Origin of the sequence: Bradyrhizobium manausense, from assembly GCF_018130615.1 — a bacterium.
Taxonomy (GTDB): Bacteria; Pseudomonadota; Alphaproteobacteria; order Rhizobiales; family Xanthobacteraceae; genus Bradyrhizobium; species Bradyrhizobium manausense_A.
The window spans coordinates 199,286-222,644 of the sequence record NZ_JAFCKB010000002.1; the positions used below are offsets into that span (position 1 = coordinate 199,286).

Below are 23,359 nucleotides of genomic sequence, written 5' to 3' on the forward strand. Positions count from 1 at the left end.
GCTAGATGGAATTCTTCGAAAGCGCATTCTGGACCGGCTTCCTCTGGCCGCTGATCATCATGATCGCGGAGAGCGTGCTGGTGCTCGTCGTCCTCCTGGTCGCGATCGCCTACATCCTGCTCGCCGACCGCAAGATCTGGGCGGCGGTGCAGATCCGTCGCGGCCCGAACGTGGTCGGTCCCTGGGGCCTGTTCCAGTCCTTCGCCGACCTGCTGAAGTTCGTGCTGAAGGAGCCGATCATTCCGGCCGGCGCCAACAAGGGCGTCTTCCTGCTGGCACCGCTGGTGTCCTGCGTGCTCGCGCTGGCGGCCTGGGCGGTGATCCCGACCAATCTCGGCTGGGTGATCTCCGACATCAATGTCGGCATCCTCTTCATCTTCGCGATCTCGTCGCTGTCGATCTACGGCATCATCATGGCCGGCTGGTCGTCGAACTCGAAGTACCCGTTCCTGGCCGCGCTGCGCTCGGCGGCGCAGATGGTGTCCTATGAGGTCTCGATCGGCTTCGTCATCATCACGGTGCTGCTCTGCGCCGGCACGCTGAACCTGTCGGCCGTGGTCGAGGCCCAGCATGTCCGCGGCCTTGCCAGCCTGATCGGGCTGCCGCAGCTGACCATCCTGAACTGGTACGTCTGGCCGCTGTTCCCGATGTTCGTGGTGTTCTACGTCTCGGCGCTGGCGGAGACCAACCGTCCGCCGTTCGACCTGGTCGAAGCGGAATCCGAGCTCGTCGCCGGCTTCATGGTCGAATACGGCTCGACGCCGTACCTGCTGTTCATGCTCGGCGAGTATGTCGCGATCGTCACGATGTGCGCGATGGCCACCATCCTGTTCCTCGGGGGCTGGCTGCCGCCGGTGGACCTGCCGCCCTTCAACTGGGTGCCGGGGATCATCTGGTTCTCGCTGAAACTGTTCTTCATGTTCTTCCTGTTCGCGATGGCAAAGGCGATCGTGCCGCGCTACCGCTACGACCAACTGATGCGCCTCGGCTGGAAGGTGTTCCTGCCGCTCTCGCTGGTGATGGTGGTCGTGGTGGCCGGCGTGCTGCAATTCGCCGGCATCGCGCCGAAGTGAGGGCCGTCATGGGTATCAACGTCAACGCCACTGCACGCTCGCTCCTGCTGTCGGAATTCGTTTCGGCGTTCTTCCTCGCCATGCGCTATTTCTTCCAGCCGAAGCCGACGCTGAACTATCCGTTCGAGAAGGGCCCGATCTCGCCGCGCTTCCGCGGTGAGCATGCGCTGCGCCGCTATCCGAACGGCGAAGAGCGCTGCATCGCCTGCAAGCTGTGCGAAGCGGTCTGCCCGGCGCAGGCCATCACCATCGAGGCCGGCCCGCGCCGCAACGACGGCACCCGCCGCACCGTGCGCTACGACATCGACATGGTGAAGTGCATCTATTGCGGCCTCTGCCAGGAGGCCTGTCCGGTCGACGCCATCGTCGAAGGTCCGAACTTCGAGTTCGCGACCGAGACCCGCGAGGAACTGTTCTATGACAAGGCCAAGCTGCTCGCCAATGGCGATCGCTGGGAACGCGAGATCGCGAAAGCGATCGAGCTTGACGCGCCGTACCGGTGAGGTGAGGGCATGATCCTTCCCGCGCTCTTCTTTTATCTCTTCGCCGCCGTCTGCGTCGCCTCGGCCGTGATGGTGATTGTCTCGCGCAATCCCGTCCACTCGGTGCTGTACCTGATCCTGGCCTTCGTCAACGCCTCCGGCCTGTTCGTGCTGATGGGCGCCGAATTCCTGGCGATGATCCTGATCGTCGTCTATGTCGGCGCCGTCGCGGTGCTGTTCCTGTTCGTCATCATGATGCTCGACGTCGACTTCCTCGAGCTGCGCGAAGGTTTCATCCAGTATCTGCCGGTTGGTGTCGTGATCGGCGGCATCTTCCTGTTCGAGCTGCTCTTGACCGTCGGCGCCTGGGTCATCAATCCGACCGTGAGCAAGACGATCACGGCGCCGATCCCGACCAACGTCTCGAACACCGAGGCGCTGGGTCTCGTGCTCTATACGAAGTACGTCCACTACTTCCAGCTCGCGGGCATGGTGCTCTTGGTCGCCATGATCGGCGCCATCGTGCTGACGCTGCGCCACAAGGCGAGCGTGAAGCGGCAGGACATCAACGTTCAGAACGCACGCACGCCCGACATGGCGATGGCGATGCGCAAGGTAGCGCCGGGGCAGGGGCTCTCGGACGCGGATGCTGCGGAGTGGGTGAAATGACGATCGGGCTCGGACATTATCTGGCGGTCGGCGCGATCCTGTTCACGCTCGGCATCCTCGGCATCTTCCTGAACCGCAAGAACATCATCGTCATCCTGATGTCGATCGAGCTGATCCTGCTCTCGGTCAACATCAACCTGGTGGCATTCTCGACCTTCCTTGGCGACATCGTCGGCCAGGTCTTCGCGCTGCTGGTCTTGACCGTTGCGGCCGCCGAAGCCGCGATCGGTCTCGCCATCCTGGTGGTCTATTTCCGCAACCGTGGCTCGATCGCGGTTGAGGACGTCAATCTGATGAAGGGCTAACGCATGATCCGGAAAAGTGGGTACCGGTTTTCCGGTCAGATCATGCGGAAAGAGAAATAAGTCATGGTTCAGGCAATTGTTTTCCTGCCGCTGCTGGGCGCCATTTTGGCCGGCCTGATCGCGCTCGTCGGCGCGCATGGCCGCAACCCCTCGGGCGACGAGGTCGAGCATCACGGCGATCACGGCCACGGCGACGCGCACGCGTCGGCGGCCCATGACGACCACGGTCACGATGATCACGCTCACGACGACCACGGCCACGGTCCGGTCGAGCCGGCGGCCGCCGGTTCACGCGGCGCCGAGCTGATCACGACCGCCCTGCTGTTCGTCTCGGCCGCGCTGTCCTGGATGACGCTGGTCGATGTCGGCTTCAATGGCCATGACGCTCGGTTCCAGCTCTTGCCTTGGATCTTCTCAGGCGAGCTCGAGGTCTGGTGGACGCTGCGCGTCGACACGCTCACCGCCGTGATGCTGGTGGTGGTGACGACCGTGTCCTCGCTCGTGCACCTCTATTCCATCGGCTACATGGACGAGGATCCGAACCGGCCGCGTTTCTTCGGCTATCTCAGCCTGTTCACCTTCGCCATGCTGATGCTGGTGACGGCCGACAACCTGGTGCAGCTGTTCTTCGGCTGGGAGGGCGTGGGCCTGGCGAGCTACCTGCTGATCGGCTTCTGGTATCAGAAGCCGTCCGCGAACGCCGCCGCCATCAAGGCCTTCGTGGTCAACCGCGTCGGCGATTTCGGCTTCGCGCTCGGCATCTTCGCGATCTTCATGCTGACGAGCTCGACCGATTTCGAGACCATCTTTCATGCCGCTCCCGGCCTGACCGGCAAGACCATCAACTTCCTTGGCTGGCATGCCGATGCGCTGACGCTGACCTGCCTGCTGCTGTTCATGGGCGCGATGGGCAAATCGGCGCAGTTCCTGCTGCACACCTGGTTGCCGGACGCGATGGAAGGCCCGACCCCGGTGTCGGCGCTGATCCACGCCGCGACCATGGTCACCGCCGGCGTGTTCATGGTGGCGCGCCTGTCGCCGTTGTTCGAGCTCGCCCCGAACGCCCAGGCCGTCGTGATGTTCTTCGGCGCGACCACGGCGTTCTTCGCCGCGACCATCGGTCTCGTCCAGAACGACATCAAGCGCATCGTCGCCTACTCGACCTGTTCGCAGCTCGGCTACATGTTCGTGGCGATGGGAGCAGGGGCCTATTCGGTCGGCATGTTCCACCTGTTCACGCACGCCTTCTTCAAGGCGCTGCTGTTCTTGGGCTCCGGCTCGGTGATCTACGCGATGCACCACGAGCAGGACATCCGCAACATGGGTGGCCTCTGGAAGAAGATCCCGTACACGTTTGCGGTGATGACCGTCGGCACCTTGGCGCTGACCGGCTTCCCGCTGTTCGCCGGCTATTTCTCCAAGGACGCGATCATCGAGGCGGCCTATGCCTCGCACAATCCGTTCTCGACCTACGCCTATCTGCTGACGATCGTGGCCGCCGGCCTGACATCGTTCTATTCCTGGCGCCTGGTGTTCAAGACCTTCTTCGGCGAGCCGCACGACCAGGAGCACTACGAGGCCGCGCATGAGAGCCCGATCTGGATGCTGATCCCGATCGGCGTGCTGGCGGTGGGCTCGGTCCTGGCCGGCTTCCCGTTCAAGGAGCTGTTCACCGGACCGCACGGCGTGGAGGAGTTCTTCCGCGAGTCCGTGAAGATGAACCCGCATGTCCTCGAGGATATGGAGCACATGCCGCATCTCTTGGGCTGGCTGCCCTTCGTGATGATGGTTGGCGGCTTCCTGGTGTCCTACACCTTCTATATCCGCAAGCCCTACCTGCCGGTCGAGCTCGCGAACACGCAGCCGATGCTGTACCAATTCCTGCTCAACAAGTGGTACTTCGACGAGCTCTACGAGATCATCTTCGTCCGTCCGGCGAAGTGGATCGGCTATCAGCTCTGGAAGAAGGGCGACGGCTTCATCATCGACGGCTTCGGACCCGACGGCATTTCGGCCCGTGTGCTGGACGTCACCCGCAACGTCGTGAAGATCCAGACTGGCTATCTCTATCACTATGCATTCGCCATGCTGATCGGCGCCGCCGGCCTGATCACCTGGTTCATGTTCGGCTTTGGAGGCCAGTAAATGACAACCTGGCCCATCCTTTCGGTCACGACGTTCCTGCCGCTGGTCGGCGCGCTGATCGTGTATCTGAGCCGCGGTGATGACGAGGCGGCCAAGCGCAATTCGCGCTGGATCGCGCTCTGGACCACGCTGATCACCTTCGCGGTGTCGGTGATCCTGGTCATGCGCTTCGACCCGGCCAATGCCGATTTCCAGTTCGTCGAGAAGGCGGCCTGGCTCGCCACCGGCATCACCTATCACATGGGCGTCGACGGCATTTCGCTGCCGCTGGTGATCCTCACCACCGCCGTGATGCCGTTCTGCATCATCGCGAGCTGGAAGGCGATCACCAACCGCGTCCGCGAATACATGATGGCGTTCCTGATCCTGGAAACGCTGATGATCGGCACCTTCTCGGCGCTCGATCTCGTGCTGTTCTACCTGTTCTTCGAGGGCGGCCTGATCCCGATGTTCCTGATCATCGGCGTCTGGGGCGGTCCGCGCCGGGTTTATGCGTCGTTCAAGTTCTTCCTCTACACGCTGCTCGGCTCGGTCCTGATGCTGCTCGCCATCATGGCGCTGTACTGGAACGGCGGCACCACCGACATCCCGACCCTGATGCACACCGCCGTGCCGCGGTCGTTGCAGACCTGGGCGTGGCTCGCCTTCTTCGCCTCGTTCGCGGTGAAGATGCCGATGTGGCCGGTGCACACCTGGCTTCCCGACGCACACGTCGAGGCGCCGACAGCGGGCTCCGTGGTTCTCGCCGCGATCCTCTTGAAGATGGGCGGCTACGGCTTCCTGCGCTTCTCGCTGCCAATGTTCCCGTTGGCTTCGCATGACTTCGCGCCGCTGGTGTTCACCATGTCCGCGATTGCGATCATCTACACCTCGCTGGTGGCGCTGATGCAGGAGGACATGAAGAAGCTGATCGCATACTCGTCGGTGGCGCATATGGGCTTCGTCACCATGGGCATCTTCGCCGGCACCATGCAGGGCGTCGCCGGCGGCGTGTTTCAGATGATCTCGCACGGCATCGTCTCCGGCGCGCTGTTCCTCTGCGTCGGCGTCGTCTACGACCGCCTGCATACCCGCGAGATCGCGGCCTATGGCGGCCTCGTCAACCGGATGCCGCTCTACGCGCTGACCTTCATGATCTTCACCATGGCCAATGTCGGTTTGCCCGGCACCTCCGGTTTCGTCGGCGAGTTCATGACGCTGCTCGGCACCTTCAAGGTTTCGATCCCGACCGCGTTCTTCGCCACCTTTGGCGTGATCCTGTCGGCCGGTTACGCGCTGTGGCTCTACCGCAAGGTCGTGTTCGGAGCGCTGGTCAAGCCGTCGCTGGCGAGCATGAAGGATCTCACCTTGCGCGAATGCGTGACGCTGTTTCCGATGATCGCGCTGACGATCCTGTTCGGCATCTATCCGAAGCCGGTGCTCGACATGTCGGCCGCCTCGGTTCAGCAACTCGTCAACAACTACAACACCGCTGTGACGGCCGTGAAGGCCGCCGCACTGCTCCATTGATCGGGCAGGTCAGGATATCGCCATGAGCTTTACGACTGCAGGTTATCAACTGGCGCCGGTGCTGCCCGAGCTCGTGCTCGCGATCGGTGCCATGGCGCTTCTGATGCTTGGCGCCTATCGCGGGCAGGGGACCACCAGCACGGTCACCACGATCGCGGTGCTGCTGCTGATCGTGGTCGGCGTGCTCGAATACACGCTCCCGGCTGGCAAGCAGGTGACCTTCGGCGGCAGCTTCATCGTCGACGATTTTGCGCGCTTCATGAAGATCCTCGCGCTGATCGGTTCGGCGGTGACGCTGATCCTGTCGACCGAGTTCCTCGCCGACGCGTCGCGCCGCATCTTCGAATATGCGATCCTGGTGCTGCTCTCGACGCTCGGCATGATGGTGCTGATCTCGGCCGGCGATTTGATCTCGCTCTATCTCGGCCTCGAGCTGATGTCGCTCGCGCTCTATGTCGTGGCGGCCTCGAACCGCGACAACGCCAAGTCGACCGAAGCCGGCCTGAAGTACTTTGTGCTCGGCGCGCTATCCTCGGGTATGCTGCTGTATGGCTCCTCGCTGGTTTACGGATTCACCGGCACCGTGAGCTTTACCGGCATCGCCACGGCCGCGACGATCTCGAATACCGGCCTCGTCTTCGGCCTGGTGTTCCTGCTCGCCGGTCTTTGCTTCAAGGTCTCGGCCGTGCCGTTCCACATGTGGACGCCGGACGTGTATGAGGGCGCACCGACGCCCGTCACCGCCTTCTTCGCCTCCGCGCCGAAGGTCGCCGCGCTCGCCGTGTTCACCCGCGTCACGCTGACCGCATTCCCGGGCATCGTCTCGCAGTGGCAGCAGATCCTGGTGTTCGTCGCGATCGCCTCGATGGCGCTGGGCTCGTTCGCCGCGATCGGCCAGAGCAACATCAAGCGCCTGATGGCGTATTCCTCGATCGGCCACATGGGCTTTGCGCTGGTCGGCCTTGCCTCCGGCACCGTCGAGGGCGCGCAGGGCGTGCTGATGTACATCGTGATCTATGTGGCGATGACGCTCGGCTCGTTCTCGATCATCCTCGCGATGAAGCGCAACGGCCAGGCCGTCGAGCAGATCAGCGATTTCGCGGGTCTGTCGCGCACCAATCCGCTGCTCGCCTTCATGTTCGCGATGTTGCTGTTCTCGCTCGCGGGCGTCCCGCCGCTCGCCGGCTTCTTCGCGAAGTGGTACGTCTTCGTCGCCGCCATCAAGGCGAACCTGTTCACGCTCGCCGTGATCGGCGTGCTCTCCAGCGTCGTGGGCGCCTACTACTATCTCGCCATCGTCAAGACGATGTATTTCGACGAGCCGGCCGGTCAGGTCGATCCGGTCAGGGTCGAGGTCAAGACGGTGCTGGCGGTCTTTGGCCTGTTCAACATCCTGTTCGCGTTGTTCGCGGGTCCGGTGGTGAGCGTCGCTTCCGCCGCCGCCAAGTCGCTGTTTTAGGATGGGGTTCGCGCTCGGTCCTCGCGCATTGGCCGCGGGCTACAAGCTCGCAGCGTTGGAGCGGACCGGCTCGACCAACACTGATGCGATCGAAGCGGCCCGCGCCGGAGAGCGCGGCCCGATCTGGTTCGTGACAGACGAGCAGACGGCAGGCCGCGGCCGTCGCCAGCGGCCCTGGATCGCGCCGAAGGGCAATCTCGCAGCTAGCGTCCTCGAAGTCCTGGACATCGCGCCCTCAGTGGCCGCGACGATCGGCTTTGCCGCAGGGCTGGCGGAGGAGGCGGCGCTGGAGAAGGTCAGCTTGGAGGCTGCGCTGCGGCTTGGCCCCGACCGGCCGCGATACGCGCTGAAATGGCCGAATGACGTCCTCGCCAACGGCAAGAAGCTGGTTGGCATCGGCCTGGAGGCCGAAGCGGTCGGCGACCAGCTGGCTATCGTCGTCGGCATCGGCACCAACATCGTGGCAGCCCCGGAGGGCACGCCGACGCCGGCCGTGTCGCTCGCGGCCCTCGGCGTCCAGATCAGCGCGGCGGAGCTGTTCTCGGCGCTGTCGGACTCCTGGGTCGAGTTCCGCGGTATCTGGGACAATGGCCGCGGCTTTGCCGATATCCGTAAGCTGTGGCTGGAGCGCGCCGCCCGGCTTGGCGAGCCGGTCGCGATCCACACGGGAACCAAGGTGCTGGAAGGTATTTTTGACACGATCGACGACGCCGGCTGCCTGATCGTCCGCACCGCGGAAGGCCGGCTGGTGCCGGTGGCTGCGGGCGAGGTGTTCTTCGGCCCTGCGCGGTCGGTGGGAGCTGCGTGATGGCGAGGCCCGACGAACTGGTATTTGCGCCGCTGGGCGGCGTCGGCGAGATCGGCATGAACCTGTCGGTCTACGGCCTCGGCAACCGTCACCAGCGCGCCTGGTTGGCGATCGATCTTGGCGTCTCCTTCGGCGACGAGGAGCATTTGCCCGGCATCGATCTGATCATGCCGGACATCAGCTTCCTGGAGAAGGAACGCAAGAACCTGATGGGCCTGGTGCTGACGCACGCCCATGAGGATCATTTCGGCGCGATCATCGACCTCTGGCCGAAGCTGAAATGCCCGATCTATGCGACGCAGTTCAGCGCGGCGCTGTTCGAGGCCAAATGCGCCGCGGAGCGCAATGCGCCCAAGATCCCCGTCACCGTGGTTCCGTCAGGCGGCCGTATCGATGTCGGCCCGTTCAACGTCGAGTTCATCCCCGTCGCGCATTCAATTCCGGAAGCGCATGCGCTGGCGATCCACACCTCAGCCGGCACGGTGCTGCACACCGGCGACTGGAAGATTGATCCGACCCCGACGCTGGGACGTCCGACCGACGAGAAGCGGCTGCGCGAGCTCGGCGAGGAGGGCGTGCTCGCTCTGATCGGCGATTCCACCAATGCGGTGCGCGACGGCCGTTCGCCGTCCGAAGCTGAGGTCGCCCGCACCATCATCGACCTGGTGAAGGCCGCCAAAGGCCGCGTTGCGGTCACGACCTTCGCCTCCAACGTGGCCCGCATCAAGGCCGTCGCCGATGCCGCGAAGGCCGCCGACCGCGAGGTCGTCGTGGTCGGCCGCGCCATGGAGCGCGTGGTGCAGGTGGCGCGCGAGACCGGCTTTCTCGACGGCGTGCAGAATTTCCGCTCGCCCGAGGTCTATGGGCATCTGCCGCAGGACAAGGTGCTGGCGCTCTGCACCGGCAGCCAGGGCGAGCCCCGCGCCGCGCTGGCCCGCATCGCCAATGACGACCACCCTGAAATCACGCTCAACCGCGGCGACAGCGTGATCTTCTCCTCGCGCACCATCCCGGGCAACGAGAAGGCGGTCGGCTCGATCATCAACAATCTGGTGCTGCAGGGCGTCGAGGTCCTCACCGATCGCGACCACCTGGTTCATGTCTCCGGCCATCCCCGCCGCGACGAGCTGCGCGACCTGATCTCCTGGGTGAAGCCGCAGCTCCTGATCCCCGTGCATGGCGAAGCCCTGCACCTGAACGAGCACGCAAAACTCGCGCGCGCTGCCGGCGTGCCGCGTGTCCTGGTCATTCGCAACGGCGACCTGGTCAAGCTCGGCCCCGGCGATCCCGGCGTGGTCGGCGAGGTGCCGTCGGGCCGGCTCTACAAGGACGGCGCGATCCTGGAGGATTCGAAGTCCCGTGCGGTGGTCGAGCGTCGCCGCATGGCGTTCTCCGGCTGTGCCTTCGTCGCCATCGCCATGACCGCGCAGGGCGAGCTTGTCGACGAGCCCGAGGTCGATCTCGTCGGCATCCCCGAGAAGAACCGGGCCGGCGAGCCGTTCGACGACATCGTGTTCGACGCCGTGATGTCCACGATCGAGGGGCTGCCGAAGGCACGGCGCCGGGATCCTGACGCGCTGGCTGAATCGGTGCGACGCGCTGTCCGGGCCGTCATCAACGAACATTGGGGCAAAAAGCCCCCCTGTCTGGTACACGTCCTGACGGTGTAATCGTGTCGGCACGGTCTCGGTTGTCCGGATCGTGCGCTGAGGGAGAAGAAACATGCTGGGTCGCCTCAACCACGTCGCGATCGCGACCAGGGACGCCGTCAAGGCCGCCAAGATCTACGGCGCGGCGTTCGGGGCGCAGATTTCGGAAGCCGTTCCGCTGCCCGAGCACGGCGTCACCACGGTGTTCGCGACGCTGCCCAACACCAAGATCGAGTTCATCGAGCCGCTCGGCGAGGCCTCGCCGATCGCGAAGTTCCTCGAGCGCAATGCCGATGGCGGCATCCATCACGTCTGCTACGAGGTCGTCGACATCATCACCTCGCGCGACACGCTGGTGAAGGAGGGCGCGCGGGTGCTCGGCGACGGCGTGCCGAAGATCGGTGCCCACGGCAAGCCGGTGCTGTTCCTGCACCCGAAGGACTTTTCCGGCGCACTGGTCGAAATCGAGCAGGCGTAAGGCCCGATCATGGCCATCCAGATATCGACCGCGCTCGCGATCTACTTCGTGATCTGGTGGATCGCGCTGTTCTTGACGCTGCCGTTCGGCGTGCGCAGCCAGCACGAGGACGGCGTCGGCGCGCCGGGCACGGACCCGGGCGCACCTGTTCTGACCGGCATGAAGCGCAAGCTGGTCTGGACCACGATCATCTCGGCGATCATCTATGGCCTCGGCGTTGCCGCCTATCACGCCGGCTATCTCTCGCTCGAACGTCTGTCGAAATTGATGGGAATGCCGTTTTAGGCTTTCCCGCCGGCGTGCTGGATTTTCCGCGTTGCGTCGTTACGGGGGGACATGAATGACTTTTCAGAGGATCGCCGTTGCGCTTCTGGTGCTGATCGTCGCCGGTCTCGGCGGCATCGGCTATTTCGAGTGGAAGATGGCCGTGCAGGTGCGCACGCTGAAGGCGTTCGTCGAAGGCTACGTCTTCAACGAGGCGGTGATGGCCTGCGAGCAGGCCAAGAGCTCGACGCCGTTCAAATGGAACGGCGGAAAAAGCACCTCGGTGATCGGGCTGAACTCGGTCAAAACAGACAAATACACCGTCAGCGCCAGCTATACGCTGGTGGCGGACAGCGTCTATTGTGATTACGATCCAATCAAAAGAAAGGCCGAGATCGGCTCGAGCTTCCTCGAGCGGGAGTAACGATCCGGCCATCAAGCATGGGATGGGATCGTCATGACGCAGGGGCAGGGGGACTATCGGATTCTGCAGGAAGCGGCGTTGCGGGATTATCTCGCGAGCCTGCCTGACATCACAGCGCTGCTCGGCGGAGCGCCGGCGGCCTGGGTCATCACCGAGGTCGGCGACGGCAACCTCAATCTCGTCTTCATCGTGAAGGGCGCGCGCGGCGGCATTGCCGTGAAGCAGGCGCTGCCTTACGTCCGCCTCGTCGGCGAGAGCTGGCCGCTGCCGCTGTCGCGGGCCCATTACGAATATCTCGCTCTGTCCCGGCAAGCCCGGCTCGCGCCCGGCCTCGTGCCGGCGCTGCTGCATCACAACGAGACGCTGGCGCTGACCGTGATGGAGCTGCTCGAGCCCCACATCATCATGCGCAAGGGGCTGGTCGCGGGTGCCTGCTATCCGCGCTTCGTCGACGACATCACCACCTTCATGGCGCGGACGCTGTTCTTCACCTCGGATCTCGCGCTTCCTGCTGCCGAGAAGAAGGAGGCCATCGCGGCCTTCGCCGGCAATCACGCGCTCTGCAAGATCACCGAGGATCTGATCTTCACCGATCCCTACCGCATCGCCGAGCAGAACCGCTGGACCACGCCGCATCTCGATGCGCTCGCCGCATCCTTGCGCGACGACATGGAGCTGCATGTCGCGATCTCCCGCTTGAAGCTCAAATTCATGGCGAGCCCGGAAGCACTGCTGCATGGCGATCTCCACACCGGCTCGATCATGGTGACGGAGGGCGAGACGCGGGTGATCGATCCCGAATTCGCCTTCTACGGCCCGATGGGCTTTGATGTCGGCGCCGTGCTCGCCAATCTTCTGATGGCCTATTTCGCCTCCGCCGGGCACGAGCGCGCACCGGGTGAGCGGCGCGACTTCGAGACCTGGGTGCTGGAGACGGTCGAGCAGGCTTGGGGCGGGTTCGCTCAGAAGTTTCTCGATCTCTGGCGGTCGGGGGCCAATGGCGATGCCTATCCCGTCTCGCTCTTCGCCGGCGAGAAGGGCGCGGCGCGGTTGGAGGCCGAGCGGCAGGCCTATATGCAGCGGCTGTTTACCGACACGGTCGGCTTTGCCGCCGCCAAAACCATCCGCCGCATCTTCGGCCTCGCCCACAATATCGACTTCGAGCTGATCGAGGACCCCAGGAAGCGGGCGATCAGCGAGGCCCGCGCCGTGCGGCTCGCGCGAGGGATGATGGTGGAGGCGGTGGCGTTTCGGACGATCCTCGACGTGACGGGCGCTGCGCGAAAATTGCGGGATTGGCAGCCGGAATTGTCAGGCTGACAGTCGCAATGACGGGCGGAGATCGTCGTGCGTCAATACAGCCGCATGGGCAGCGGCGCGCCGTCCGGGCCGGCCAGCAGCCCCCAGGTCTCGTTGGCGGCGACATCGAACTCGCGGCTCTGTGGCACCCGGAGCAGCGCCGGCCCATCGGACGTCGTCCCGGGCCGGATCCGGCGTCACCGGGATCGCCATCGCGGCCGTGGCGGCGAGCAGACTGCCGGCGAGCAAGGCCCCTAGCGTTCGACGATTCATTTTTTCCGCGATCCTTCGCGCCCGGATGATGATCCTGAGCTTGGTCGCGTCGGTCAGGAAATATGTTCACTGACCTGGCTCGCTCGATGACGCGCCGCGTCAATCGGCGTCCTTCGGGAACCGCTCACCCTCAAAAACGAAGCTTGCGCTCGACCGGCCGCGGATGGTCAACTCGCGGACCGGAAGACACCTGCGTTGTTTGGGGGACACATGATGTTCAGGAAGATCGCAATCGTCACGGGCTTGGGGCTGGCGCTTGCCGGGGCAGCTGAGGCCCAGACACCGCGCAAGGGCGGTACCATCCGCATGACCGCGCCCTATGGCTCGAGCTTCACCAGCCTCGACATTCACACCACCCAGCGCGCCCAGGACGAGATCTACGCCAAGGCCCTGCATCGCTCGCTCTACACCTGGGACTCCGCGGAAGGAAAGCCGGTTCCGGAACTTGCGAAGGAGGTCACCGTCTCGGGCGGTGGTCTCGTTTACACCTTCAAGCTCCGCGACGACGCCTATTTCCACAACGGCCGCAAGATGACGGCCGACGATATCATCTGGTCCTACAACCGCATCATGGACGGCACCAAGGCCTATCCTGGCGCGCGTTTTGTCCGCGTGATCGAGGGTGCGGCCGCGGTCGAAAAGGGGCAGGCCAAGGAGATCTCCGGCCTGAAGAAGATCGATGACTTCACCCTCGAGATGAAGCTGACCGAGAAGGTCGATCCCGGCTTCTATTTCTTCACCGCACTGACCTCGATCTATCCCGCCGACGAGGGGGCCAAGGAAAGCTTCATCCAGCATCCGATCGGTCTCGGACCGTTCAAGTTCGTCGAGCACGTGCCGGGCTCGCGCATCGTCCTTGAGCGGTGGGAGAAGTTCTACAAGCCCGGCAAGCCCTATGCCGACAAGGTGATCGTGTCGATCATGGGCGAGGCGGCGGCGCGCGATGTCGCCTTCCGCAACAAGGAAATCGATACCTCGGTGCTCGGACCGGCGCAGTATGTCGCCTATCAGGCCGACCCCAATCTCAAGGGCACCATCGTCGAGGTTGCCGAGGTCTTCACGCGTTACATGGGGATGAATCCCGCGTTCAAGCCATTCTCCGACAAGCGCGTCCGGCAGGCGATCAACTACGCGATCGATACCGATTTGATCATCAGCAAGCTGGTCAAGGGCAAGGCCTATCGCGCCACCAGCTGGCTGCCGCTGACCTCGCCCGCCTACGACAAGGCGATGAAGCCGTACGCTTACGATCCCGCCAAGGCCAAGCAGCTGCTCACGGAGGCCGGCTATCCCCAAGGCTTCGAGTTCGAATGGACCACCAGCCAGAATGAAAGCTGGGGCCTGCCGATCGTCTCGGCCGTGATCCCGATGCTGGACAAGGTCGGTATCAAGGCGAAGGTCAAGCAGGTCGAGACCGCGGTGCTGGCCGAGGTGGTTCGCACCGGTGACTACCAGGCCTTCATTTATTCCCAGCAGAGCGGTCCGGACCCGCTGGCTGCCCTCAAATGCTTCCACTCGTCGACGCCGCAGCCGGCCTGCAACTACATGAATTTCAAGAATGCCGACTTCGACAAGATCCTCGACGAGGCGGGACAGGCCGACGACGCTGCCAAGCGCACGCAGCTGCTGCAGAAGGCCAATGCGCTGCTCTACGAGGAGGCGCCGGTCTGGTTCTTCAACTACAACAAGGCGGTCATGGCCGTGCAGCCCTGGCTCCACGGAATTCAGCAGAACCCGACCGAGCTGACCCACCAGAACACCGAGGAGCTCTGGGTCGACGAGACCTCGCCCGCAAAGTGACACGCGTTCTCGTGCTCCCTCCATCGTCATGAGCGATGGGGGGAGGGAAGAAAGTGCCGATGCTCTCCTTCCTGATCCGCCGCCTGCTGCAATCCATTCCGACCGTGCTCGCCGTCGTGCTGCTGGTGTTCGTGCTGTTCAGCGTCGTTCCCGGCAGCATCGTCTCGAGCATGAGCGATGACGCCGATCCCCAGGTCGAGCTGCGCCTGAAGCAACAGCTCGGCCTCAACGATCCGGTCTATGTGCGCTTCGGCACCTACATCGCCAAGCTCGCCACCGGTGATTTCGGGACGTCGTTCCGGACGCGCGAACCTGTGACGGCCATGATCGCCAAGCGGGCCTGGCCGACGCTGCAGCTCATCTTTGCGGCCATGGCGTTTTCCGTCGTGCTCGGCGTGCCGCTCGGCTTCATCGCCGCACTGCGGCCCGGCGGACTTGTCGACAGTGCAGCAATGGTTCTGGCCGTGTCTGGCCTTTCCATCGCAAAGTTCTGGCTCGGGCTGGTGCTGATGTATCTGTTCGCCCTGAAGCTCGGCTGGCTGCCGAGTTTCGGCTACGGCGATGGCGGCCTGAAATATCTGCTGCTGCCGGCGGTGACGCTCGGCGTCTCGCCGATGGCGCTGTTCGCCCGGACGACGCGCGCTGCGGTCCTTGAGATCATGACCGCCGATTTCGTCCGCACCGCGCGTTCGAAGGGCATGAGCGAGACCCGCGTCGTGAAATGGCACGTGATGCGCAACGCCCTCGTCATCATTCTCACCACCGTCGGCCTGCAGTTCGGCGGGCTGATGGGGCAGGCGGTCGTGGTCGAGAAGCTGTTTTCCTGGCCGGGCATCGGCTCGCTGCTCGTGGACAGCGTCCTGCAGCGCGACATTCCGGCCGTCCAGGGCTCCATCCTGGTGGTGGTGCTGGCCTTTCTCGCGATCAATCTGCTGATCGACGTGCTCTACGGCGTGATCGATCCCAGGATCAGATACGCATGAAGCTCCGCGCCAATCTCATCATCGGTGGCGCCTTGTTCGCGCTTGCGATCATCGTCGGCGTGCTCGCGCCCTGGCTGGCGCACACCGATCCCGTGCTCGACGCCAATTTGCTGAACGCGGAGGAGCCGCCGAGCTGGACCTGGTGGTTCGGGACCGACGACCAGGGCCGCGATATCTATTCCCGCGTCGTCTACGGCGCCCGCGTCTCGCTGACGGTCGGCATCATCTCGCAGCTCATCAACAGCGTGATCGGCGTGGCCCTGGGGCTCAGCGCGGGCTATTGGGGCGGCTGGTGGGACGATTTCGTCAACGCCCTGACTAATGTCATGCTCGCGATCCCTTCGCTGATCTTCGCGCTCGCCATCATGGCGGTGCTTGGACCCGGCCTGACCAGCCTGCTGATCGCACTCGGGCTGACCAACTGGTCCTTCACGTGCCGGATCGCACGGGCGTCCGCGCTGTCGCTCAGAAACCAGGGCTATGTGCAGGCGGCCACCGTGCTCGGTTACAGCGATTTGCGCATCATGATCACGCAGCTCTTGCCGAACATGCTGGGGCCGATCGTCGTCATCGGCACGCTTGGCATGGGCAGCGCGGTCCTGTCCGAGGCCGCCTTGTCGTTTCTCGGCCTCGGCGTTCGGCCGCCATTCCCAAGCTGGGGCAGCATGCTGTCGGATGCCCGCGACCAGATCACGACGGCGCCGTGGCTCTCGGTGTTTCCGGGGCTAGCCATTTTCCTGACCGTGCTCGGCCTCAATCTGCTCGGCGATGGCCTGCGCGACATTCTCGATCCTCAGTCGCGGAGCCGGCGGGCATGACGGGCACGCCGCTGATCGAAGTCGAGGATTTGCGCATCGATCTCGACGATGGATTGAAGCGCGTTGCGGCGGCCGAGGGTGTCTCATTCCGCATCGATCGCGGCGAGACGTTCGGCCTCGTCGGCGAATCCGGCTGCGGCAAGAGCATCACGGCGCTCGCCTTGATCGGCCTGCTGCGGCCGCCGCTGTCGATCGGCAGCGGTGTCATCCGGTTTGACGGGCGCGAGATCCAGCACCTGTCCGCCGCCGCGCAGCGCGATCTGCGCGGCAACCGCATCGCCATGATCTTCCAGGAGCCGATGACGGCGCTCAATCCGGTCTCGCCGGTGGGACGGCAGATCGCCGAGATGTTCGTGCTGCACAAGGGCAAGAGCTGGCGGGAGGCCAATAAGCTGGCTGTCGAGGCGCTGGCGAGCGTCCGCGTTCCCGCACCGGAGCGGCGCGTCAACGACTACCCGCACCAGCTCTCCGGCGGGATGCGCCAGCGCGTGATGATCGCCATCGCGCTCGCCTGCGGTCCGGATCTCTTGATCGCCGACGAGCCGACCACCGCGCTCGACGTCACCGTGCAGGCCGAGATCATCGAGCTGATGCGAAATCTCTGCGCCGAGCGCGGCACGGCGATCCTGATGATCAGCCACGATCTTGGCCTTGTCGCAAATGTCTGCCGCCGCGTCGCCGTCATGTATGCCGGCCGCATCGTCGAGGAGCGCGGCTCGGCCGATATTTTTCGCACCCCCTCGCATCCCTATACGCAAGGCCTGGTCGCCTCGCTGCCGCGGCTCGGCAGCCGTGCTGCGCTTGGCCGGAGCAGGCTCAAGGAGATCGCAGGCGTCGTTCCCGCCATCACGAATTTCCCGGAAGGCTGCCGGTTCAATCCGCGTTGTACGCAGGCGACCGATATCTGCAGGACCGTTGCGCCGCCGGCGGATTTGCTGGAGGCGGGCGGCTTGGTGAGGTGTCACCACCATGCATGAGCCCAAGGGAAAATCGTGTGAGAGAAAATCGGGTGAGGGCAGGGCGGACGACGATCTCATTCTCAGCGTCGAGGATCTCGCGGTTCATTTTCCTGTTGGCGGCGGTCTCATGGGCCGCGGCCAGCGGCTGCTGCGCGCGGTCGACGGTGTCGATCTCAAGCTGAAGCGCGGCGAGTGCCTCGGCCTCGTCGGCGAGTCCGGCTCGGGCAAGTCGACGGTCGCCTTGTCGATCCTTGGCCTGCTGACGCCGACGCGCGGCCGCATCGTGCTGGACGGGCAGGTGGTGACAGGCCGGCCATCTGGCGACCGGAAGTCGCTGGCCCGTATCGTGCAGATGGTGTTTCAGGATCCCTACGCCTCGCTCAATCCGCGCCAGACCGTGCGGCGCACGCTGGAAGATCCCCTGCGCGTGCACGGCGTGACCACAAAAAGCGAGATCGAGGATCGCGTCGCAACCATGCTGAAGCATGTCGGCCTGCGGCCCGAACAGGCCGACCGCTACCCGCACGAGTTCTCGGGTGGCCAGCGCCAGCGTATCGGCATCGCGCGCGCCCTGATCCTCAATCCCAAGATCGTCATCTGCGACGAACCGGTCTCGGCGCTCGACGTCTCGATCCGCGCCCAGATCATCAACCTGCTGCTCGAATTGAAGGACACGCTCGGTCTGTCCTACATCATGATCAGCCACGACCTCGGCGTCGTCGAGCATATGAGCGACCGTGTCGCCGTGATGTATCTCGGCCGCATCGTCGAGAACGGCGACTGGCGCGAAATTTTTGAGCGGCCGGCGCACCCCTATACGCAGGCCCTGATTGCCGCCATTCCCGATCCCCTGCACCATGCGCCGCTCGCGACGACAGGCGGCGATCTTCCCAATCCGCTCAACCCGCCGAACGGATGCGCTTTCAGCCCACGGTGCCGCTACGCGGAAGATTTGTGCCGCCACGAACCGGGGCCGGTGCTGGAGACGCGGCCTGATGGGCATGCCGTGAGGTGCTGGCGGAGCGAGGAGATCCGTGCAACGGGCCTCGCTCTATCACCGTCACCCTGAGGTAAAGCGCAGCACCGAGCACGCCGACCACCGCTGCGTTGACGCCGCGCATGGCCTGTGCACTGGCGCGCTTCCAGGAAGGAGTTCCAATTGGAATTGGAACGACACCACGCGTCGTCCGTTGATGCGCCGTCGCGCCGGACGCTTCCTAGTCTGGCGGAGCCATAGTAGCAGCGAGGAGACCGACCATGGCAAGTGCGGCAGACCGCGATCCCCGACACCATACCCAGAAGATGCAGAAGGCGCTCCACGATATCCGGAACCACCTGCGTGAGGACATTTCGAAGGTCGACGAGCCCCAGCTGAAGGCGATGTTCGAAACCTCCGCCGAGGTTCTGGGGGGGCTCGAGAAGGCCTTCAAGGACTACGAGCAGAAGAACGAAAAGGCTTGGCGCTGAGGGAGCCCGGCGGCACGGATTATAGTGCGCTGCGCGATCGGCCCAATTAAAGGTCAGTCATTTGAAAAAAATCGAAAAAAGGGTCACGGAGGTCGTGAATCAAAATGGTGCGACCCGTTGCAAGTTGTAAGCTGTCCACTCGCTCTTGATAGTAGGCAGCCAACCGCGTCGTGCGAAAACTACGGGGTTGGCGGCCGGTATGCGAACGGCTAGGCCGTGTACTTTTGGAGCGATCAGCGGCTACCCGATTGCCCGCGGATATCCTCCAAGATACCACGCATCACGCCGATCTCTTTGCCGAAGCCTGCCCAATCGCCGGACTTCAACCGCTCCATGGCCTGATTATAGTGATCGAGCGCCTGTTGCGCGCGCCTTGCCGCGGACCCATCACTGGGCGATTCCGCGGTCGCAGCCGGCGCCGGTGCGGGTCCGTCGTCCACGAAGAGTGCCGACAGGGCCTCAGCAAGTGTCTCCTTCATAACGACATGCTCGCCATAGGCGGCAATCACCCGCTTCAGCTCCGGCAAATGTCCTTGCTCGGCCCGCAAATACAGCGGCGACACGTAGAGAATCGAATTCTCGATCGGGATCACGAGTAGATTTCCTCGGATCACCCGCGACCCCATCTGGTTCCACAGCGATATCTGTTGGGAGATCTCCGTGTTCTGATGAATTCGCGCCTCGATCTGGAACGGTCCGTAGACCAGCTTCTCCTTGGGAAATTCGTACACGACCAGCTTGCCGTAGCCGGGCTCGTCGCAGCGCGCGGCGAGCCATGCGATCATGTTGTCGCGACGGCTCGGCACCATCGGGATCATGATGAAGAACTCGGCTTGCGCCTCTCCGGGAAGCCGCATGATGATGTAGTAGGGGGCCATCGCGGTAAGGCCGTCTATTGAAGAGACGCCGTCACCGGCCGGCTGACGTGGAAATTGCCAGAGGTCCTCGCGGTTATAGAAAACATCGGCCGCTTCCATATGATAGGTCTGAAAAAGCCGCGCCTGGACCAGGAAGAGGTCTTCGGGATAGCGAATATGTTTCTGAAGATCGGACGGCATGGCCGCGAACGGCTTGAACAGGTCTGGGAAGATTCGTTGATAGGTTGCGGCGATCGGGTCCGCCGGGTCCATCAGGTAAAAGTCGACGGTGCCGTTGTAGGCGTCGATCACGGCCTTCACCGAATTTCTGATATAGTTGAGGTTCAGGCCGGGCGCAGGCTGCGCGTAGGGAAAATATTCGCTCGTCGTGTAGGCGTCCTGAATCCAGAACATCCGGCCCTCGCTGACGACCAGATAGGGATCGCGATCTAGAGCGAGGAACGGGGCGATCATGCCGACCCGCTTCTGGATGTTGCGCCGGATCATGATCCGGCTGTCGTCGCCGATGTAGTCCGACAGCAGCAGGTTCACATCATTGAAGTGGTGGGCGAAGATCAGTCTGCGCACCATGCCCGACAGCGGCACGCCGCCGGAGCCGCCATAGGAGGCGTAGACGTTGTCCTTTCCCTTGGGATAATCGAATTCCGGCACCGTTCCCTTGACGATGACGTAGTCCTCCGTCTGCTGTCCGTAATAGATGCGCGGCTCGCGAATGGCGGGACCTCCGTGCGCAACCGGAGGAATGTCGCGCAGATAGAGAAGCGGAAGTCCTTCACCGCTCTTCTGGGTGACCGGACTCATCACCACACCATTGCCGTGGGTGAACAGGACGTGGCGGTTGACCCAGGTTTGCGCGTTGGACGGCAGCAGCGCGGAATTCAGCTCGCGGCCTGAGATCATCACGCTTTGATAGGTATCGCCAAACCAGTAGCGATCGACATCGAGGTCGCGCAGTTTGTAGTAGGTGCGAATCTCCTGCAGTTGCGCGTAGGTGTCGGCCAATGGTTGCCAATCCCACAGCCTTATATTTTCAACGGTGGCCTTGTTGGCCTCGAGTGTCGTGAAGGTCAGATTCTGTTCCGCCGGGAAAGGCTTTGGCGCGATCCGATTGAGATTGTAGGCCTCGCGGGTCAGGGCAATGTTACGTTCGATGTAGGGCCGCTCCCACGCCAGCTCGTTCGGCCCGACGTAGAAGCGCTGAAATACCGCGGGGATGATGCCCGACAGCAGCAACGCGCCTCCGAACAGCAGCACAATCGCGGCGCCGGGAAGGTGGTAGGTACGCACCCACAGGTTCGCGCATGCCGCCGAAGCGGCGGCGATCGAAAGTGCGATCAGCAGCCACAGGACCGGCAGTTCCACATTGACGTCGGTGAAGCCTGCGCCGACCACCACGCCGTTGTCGCCGTACAGCAGGAGATAGCGGTCGAGACCGTAGGACCATGCCTTCACGCCAAAGAAGAGGCCGAGAAGCGCCGAACCGTGCGAGATCGCTGCTGGCGATATTCGGTGGGCTCGGTCTTCGATGTCGCCATACACCCAGTAGATCGATCCGGCGAACAGTGCGCCCATGACGAGAATCAGCAATGCCCAATTCTTCATGGCCACAAAGGCGGGCAGGGAAAAGAGGTAGAAGCCGATATCCTTGTCGTACAAGGGGTCGTTGGTGCCGTAGGGCACCTGATAGATGAAGCGCAGGAGAGTGCTCCAACTGCCGACTTCGCCCCAGGCGACGAGCAGAGCGCAGAGGCCGCTACTCGCGGCGATGACAATGCGCCACGGCAGCCGCTCGCGCAGGAATTCCAACGGATCCGGCGGCGCCGTAGCGGCCACTAGCGCGGGGTCGAACGCCGCAGGCAACCGGCTTCGGCGCCCGGCGAGGCCAAGTGCAAGGCGCGCGTTTGTCCATAAGACGGCGGCGGTCGCCATGAAGACAACGAGGAAGACGGCGGCTTTCGTCCCGATCGTGGTCCAGAAGACCTGCCTGTAGCCGATCGAGGAGAACCACATCCAGTCGACCAGGAAGTCGCCGGCGAGAGCGAGCAGGATCAGGCCGATTGCGGCGATGATGGCCGCGATGATGAGCCCCACCATGGCGCTTCGCCCTGGTGCCTTCCGTTCGGGTCCGGAAATCCCGATCGTCATAGTGACATTATAGCAGAACGATAGACGTGGCGCGCCTGTCGCGGGGGCGCCCGCACCTGTTTTTTGCTCCTACAATAGGTTGATGCCCGCACCAGGTTGCAGGTCGAACTCTGGAGGAGGCGCGAGTTCTTGGGGGGGGGCGTCGTCCGCTTTGTCGTCGAGCCGGGACTCAAGCTCCTGACGCGACGAGTGCGGCTCGCGCGACGGGGGCACTTGGACGCGGAGCAGACTTTTGTGCTTAGCAGCGAATGCCGGCTTTTGACCGACAGCGGTATCCGCTGCCGGGCTCGCCGACAGTCCGGCTTCTGACTCGTGACGGCGGGGAGGCCGACTTCGATGCTGGTAAGCGTGGAGTTAGAGAACAGCTGGCGATTGACCCTTCGCTATCTGGCCCGGTTCTTGAGGGCGAGGATAAGCCAGGGGGCAACGAGTGAGATGGCGTAGGCGGGCTGGATAAGGTCGCTATATCCGCCGAGCCCCTCAAAGGACCGATAGCCACCGCTCGCGGTGATCCATCCCAATATCCCGGAGATCGAGGCGGCAACAAGCGAAGACTGCTTGGCGAGCGCTGCAGCGCCCGCGGCAATTGCGTAGATAATAGCCGTGGTGATCGTCGAGAATACGATGAGCATCGGAAATACAACGATCATTCGGACGAGGATCTCGCCACCGTCGACGCCGCGGCTGACGGCAAGAAGGAAGGCGGCGCTGCTAAAGAGAGCCAACGCCAGGAGTGCGCATTTCATCGTTTGTCGCAACATGGACTACCCGATCTACCGTTGACGCGGCTTGAATGCCGGCTCCCGGCCGATGAACCGGCCTCGGACGATCAAGCTCCCGACGCCAGCTTGTGACCCGTAGCGGACGCTCTTGGGTCATCGCTTCCTGCGCCCCATGCTGCGGACGTAAGCCGAAACTGCGGCTATTCCAAAAGGGATGACGATTGCCGTTACACAAACAATGAGAAAAGTTGCCGATAAGACCAAAGCAGATTGGCCTATGCCAAATATCCCATAGAGTGCGCTGAAAATCAGCGTTGCTAGTAATGTCAGAAAGACAATGACGTAAGGATGGACGGGGCGAGCGGGGCGAAGGAAGAAAACTGCGAACAAAAAAAGCGCGAGCGCAGGGAAGTAAAGCGTTCGAGGGTCCTCATATCCACCGAATAGCAAGGCGTAGCCAATAGCCGCGACCACGATCAAGCCGAGCGCTTTGGTGACCCACATCGTCCCAGCTTCTAATCTCGCATTCGACTTCTGATGGTCGACCTTAGCGCGAATTAATTGCCGAGTTCACCTAAGCATCAAGTCGTCTTCGCTGTAAGTTGTTTACCATTGGGCATCCATTGGGGACCTTGGCGGAAGTTCTGCTTCTGGTCCGCAGCTGACCTTCTGCGGCGCTCGGGCCAGCGGCCGCATGTGACCTAAAGTTAACCTCCGGGTCACAATGGCCGTCATGCCTCGACTTGCGTT

At 63.4% G+C, this 23,359-nt stretch carries 22 protein-coding genes; 19 read left to right on the forward strand and 3 right to left on the reverse strand.

Going from position 1 to position 23,359, the window contains the following annotated elements; genetic code table 11:
- The first annotated feature begins 5 nt into the window (after positions 1-5).
- The 19 genes from nuoH (at position 6) to JQ587_RS04720 (ending at position 18,864) form a co-directional block, all read left to right on the forward strand.
- Positions 6-1,073, forward strand: a complete 1,068-nt coding sequence (gene nuoH / locus JQ587_RS04630) for an NADH-quinone oxidoreductase subunit NuoH (protein WP_212300926.1) — start codon at positions 6-8, stop codon at positions 1,071-1,073.
- 8 nt (positions 1,074-1,081) lie between these two features.
- A complete protein-coding gene (gene nuoI, locus JQ587_RS04635; RefSeq protein ID WP_191093171.1) occupies positions 1,082-1,576 on the forward strand; it encodes an NADH-quinone oxidoreductase subunit NuoI in 495 nt (164 codons plus the stop codon).
- Positions 1,577-1,585: 9 nt separating this feature from the next.
- Positions 1,586-2,224: an NADH-quinone oxidoreductase subunit J gene (locus tag JQ587_RS04640; protein ID WP_212300925.1), complete on the forward strand. Its 639-nt coding sequence runs from the start codon at positions 1,586-1,588 to the stop codon at positions 2,222-2,224.
- Complete coding sequence (nuoK, locus tag JQ587_RS04645) at positions 2,221-2,529, forward strand: NADH-quinone oxidoreductase subunit NuoK (RefSeq protein WP_008547737.1); 309 nt, start codon at positions 2,221-2,223, stop codon at positions 2,527-2,529. The genes JQ587_RS04640 and nuoK overlap by 4 nt, the downstream gene beginning before the upstream one ends.
- Positions 2,530-2,592: 63 nt before the next feature.
- Entirely contained in the window at positions 2,593-4,674 is a 2,082-nt protein-coding gene (nuoL, locus tag JQ587_RS04650; protein WP_212424533.1) for an NADH-quinone oxidoreductase subunit L, read from the forward strand.
- Complete coding sequence (locus JQ587_RS04655) at positions 4,675-6,183, forward strand: NADH-quinone oxidoreductase subunit M (protein WP_212300923.1); 1,509 nt, start codon at positions 4,675-4,677, stop codon at positions 6,181-6,183.
- Between the two features lie 22 nt (positions 6,184-6,205).
- Positions 6,206-7,642, forward strand: coding sequence for an NADH-quinone oxidoreductase subunit NuoN (gene nuoN / locus JQ587_RS04660; protein WP_212300922.1), 1,437 nt, complete (start codon positions 6,206-6,208; stop codon positions 7,640-7,642).
- A gap of 1 nt (position 7,643) precedes the next feature.
- Positions 7,644-8,450 carry a biotin--[acetyl-CoA-carboxylase] ligase gene (locus tag JQ587_RS04665; RefSeq protein ID WP_212300921.1) on the forward strand — a complete coding sequence of 269 codons (807 nt, stop codon included), beginning with the start codon at positions 7,644-7,646 and terminating at the stop codon, positions 8,448-8,450.
- Positions 8,450-10,120, forward strand: coding sequence for a ribonuclease J (locus tag JQ587_RS04670; protein WP_212300920.1), 1,671 nt, complete (start codon positions 8,450-8,452; stop codon positions 10,118-10,120). Before JQ587_RS04665 ends, JQ587_RS04670 begins: the two co-directional genes overlap by 1 nt.
- A 52-nt stretch (positions 10,121-10,172) precedes the next feature.
- Positions 10,173-10,577 (forward strand): methylmalonyl-CoA epimerase, encoded by a 405-nt coding sequence (gene mce / locus JQ587_RS04675; RefSeq protein WP_212424534.1) that lies wholly within the window; start codon positions 10,173-10,175, stop codon positions 10,575-10,577.
- A 9-nt stretch (positions 10,578-10,586) separates the two neighbouring features.
- Positions 10,587-10,862 (forward strand): DUF1467 family protein, encoded by a 276-nt coding sequence (locus JQ587_RS04680; RefSeq protein WP_212300918.1) that lies wholly within the window; start codon positions 10,587-10,589, stop codon positions 10,860-10,862.
- Positions 10,863-10,917: 55 nt separating this feature from the next.
- Positions 10,918-11,265: a hypothetical protein gene (locus JQ587_RS04685; RefSeq protein ID WP_212300917.1), complete on the forward strand. Its 348-nt coding sequence runs from the start codon at positions 10,918-10,920 to the stop codon at positions 11,263-11,265.
- 33 nt (positions 11,266-11,298) lie between these two features.
- Complete coding sequence (gene mtnK / locus JQ587_RS04690) at positions 11,299-12,585, forward strand: S-methyl-5-thioribose kinase (protein ID WP_212424535.1); 1,287 nt, start codon at positions 11,299-11,301, stop codon at positions 12,583-12,585.
- Between the two features lie 462 nt (positions 12,586-13,047).
- Positions 13,048-14,637 carry an ABC transporter substrate-binding protein gene (locus JQ587_RS04695; RefSeq protein WP_212424536.1) on the forward strand — a complete coding sequence of 530 codons (1,590 nt, stop codon included), beginning with the start codon at positions 13,048-13,050 and terminating at the stop codon, positions 14,635-14,637.
- A 59-nt stretch (positions 14,638-14,696) separates the two neighbouring features.
- Positions 14,697-15,620, forward strand: coding sequence for an ABC transporter permease (locus tag JQ587_RS04700; RefSeq protein ID WP_212301118.1), 924 nt, complete (start codon positions 14,697-14,699; stop codon positions 15,618-15,620).
- The gene (locus JQ587_RS04705) at positions 15,617-16,438 is read left to right on the forward strand and encodes an ABC transporter permease (protein WP_212300914.1); all 822 of its coding nucleotides are present in this window, start codon (positions 15,617-15,619) and stop codon (positions 16,436-16,438) included. The genes JQ587_RS04700 and JQ587_RS04705 overlap by 4 nt, the downstream gene beginning before the upstream one ends.
- Complete coding sequence (locus JQ587_RS04710; RefSeq protein WP_212424537.1) at positions 16,435-17,415, forward strand: ABC transporter ATP-binding protein; 981 nt, start codon at positions 16,435-16,437, stop codon at positions 17,413-17,415. Before JQ587_RS04705 ends, JQ587_RS04710 begins: the two co-directional genes overlap by 4 nt.
- The gene (locus JQ587_RS04715; protein ID WP_212424538.1) at positions 17,408-18,466 is read left to right on the forward strand and encodes an ABC transporter ATP-binding protein; all 1,059 of its coding nucleotides are present in this window, start codon (positions 17,408-17,410) and stop codon (positions 18,464-18,466) included. Before JQ587_RS04710 ends, JQ587_RS04715 begins: the two co-directional genes overlap by 8 nt.
- Before the next feature lie 188 nt (positions 18,467-18,654).
- A complete protein-coding gene (locus JQ587_RS04720; RefSeq protein WP_212300911.1) occupies positions 18,655-18,864 on the forward strand; it encodes a hypothetical protein in 210 nt (69 codons plus the stop codon).
- Between the two features lie 233 nt (positions 18,865-19,097).
- Here the strand turns inward: JQ587_RS04720 and JQ587_RS04725 are convergent, their stop codons facing one another.
- From JQ587_RS04725 to JQ587_RS04735, 3 genes are all read right to left on the reverse strand, one after another.
- Positions 19,098-21,887, reverse strand: coding sequence for a UPF0182 family membrane protein (locus JQ587_RS04725; protein WP_212424539.1), 2,790 nt, complete (start codon positions 21,885-21,887; stop codon positions 19,098-19,100).
- A 383-nt stretch (positions 21,888-22,270) separates the two neighbouring features.
- Positions 22,271-22,648, reverse strand: a complete 378-nt coding sequence (locus JQ587_RS04730) for a hypothetical protein (RefSeq protein ID WP_212300909.1) — start codon at positions 22,646-22,648, stop codon at positions 22,271-22,273.
- A 114-nt stretch (positions 22,649-22,762) separates the two neighbouring features.
- Positions 22,763-23,113: a hypothetical protein gene (locus tag JQ587_RS04735; protein ID WP_212424540.1), complete on the reverse strand. Its 351-nt coding sequence runs from the start codon at positions 23,111-23,113 to the stop codon at positions 22,763-22,765.
- Positions 23,114-23,359 lie beyond the last annotated feature (246 nt).